This window comes from Caulobacter sp. BE254 (genome assembly GCF_031457295.1).
Taxonomy (GTDB): Bacteria; Pseudomonadota; Alphaproteobacteria; order Caulobacterales; family Caulobacteraceae; genus Caulobacter.
In genome coordinates this window covers 1-1,258 of sequence record NZ_JAVDWJ010000030.1, presented here as the reverse complement: position 1 = coordinate 1,258, position 1,258 = coordinate 1, and the positions used below count along the sequence as shown (strand labels likewise).

1 protein-coding gene is annotated in these 1,258 nt (G+C 64.9%); it reads left to right on the top strand.

Annotated elements, in window-relative coordinates; all coding sequences use genetic code 11:
• Positions 1–1,191, top strand: a 1,191-nt coding sequence (gene tuf / locus J2X41_RS25185) for an elongation factor Tu (RefSeq protein ID WP_310087334.1), incomplete at its 5' end; no start/stop codon positions are given.
• Positions 1,192–1,258: the final 67 nt, after the last annotated feature.

The following is a 1,258-nucleotide window of genomic DNA, read 5'->3' as shown; positions in this document are numbered from 1 at the left end:
ATGGCCAAGGAAAAGTTCGAACGTAACAAGCCGCACTGCAACATCGGCACCATCGGTCACGTCGACCATGGCAAGACGACGTTGACGGCCGCGATCACCATCATTCTGGCCAAGTCCGGTGGTGCGACCGCGAAGAACTACGCCGACATCGACGCCGCGCCGGAAGAAAAGGCCCGCGGCATCACCATCAACACCGCGCACGTGGAATATGAGACGGCCAACCGTCACTACGCCCACGTCGACTGCCCCGGCCACGCCGACTATGTGAAGAACATGATCACCGGCGCGGCCCAGATGGACGGCGCGATCCTGGTGGTGTCGGCCGCCGACGGCCCGATGCCCCAGACCCGCGAGCACATCCTGCTGGCCCGTCAGGTCGGCGTGCCGGCCCTGGTGGTCTACATGAACAAGGTCGACCTGGTCGACGACGCCGAGCTGCTGGAACTGGTCGAGATGGAAGTGCGCGAGCTGCTCAGCTCGTATGACTTCCCGGGCGACGACATCCCGATCACCAAGGGTTCGGCCAAGGTCGCCATCGACGGCGGCGACCCGGTGATCGGCGAGCAGTCGATCCTGGAACTGATGACCACGGTCGACACCTACATCCCGCAGCCCGACCGTCCGGTCGACCTGCCCTTCCTGATGCCGGTCGAAGACGTGTTCTCGATCTCGGGCCGCGGCACCGTGGTCACGGGCCGGGTCGAGCGCGGCATCGTCAAGGTCGGCGAGGAAGTCGAGATCGTCGGCATCCGTCCGGTCCAGAAGACGACCTGCACGGGCGTGGAAATGTTCCGCAAGCTGCTGGACCAGGGCCAGGCGGGCGACAACGTCGGCGTGCTGCTGCGCGGCACCAAGCGCGAAGACGTCGAGCGCGGCCAGGTGCTGTGCAAGCCCGGTTCGATCACCCCGCACACCAAGTTCGTGGCCGAGGCCTACATCCTGACCAAGGAAGAAGGCGGCCGTCACACCCCGTTCTTCACCAACTACCGCCCGCAGTTCTACTTCCGCACCACCGACGTGACCGGGATCATCAAGCTGCGCGAAGGCGTGGAAATGATCATGCCGGGCGACAACGCCGAGCTGGACGTCGAGCTGATCACCCCGATCGCCATGGAAGAGAAGCTGCGCTTCGCCATCCGTGAAGGCGGCCGCACCGTCGGCGCCGGCGTCGTGGCCAAGATCGTCGAGTAATCGATCGGTCTCAGCGACTAGCTGACTAAGCGAAGGCCCCGGAGAGCGATCTCCGGGGCCTTTTGCT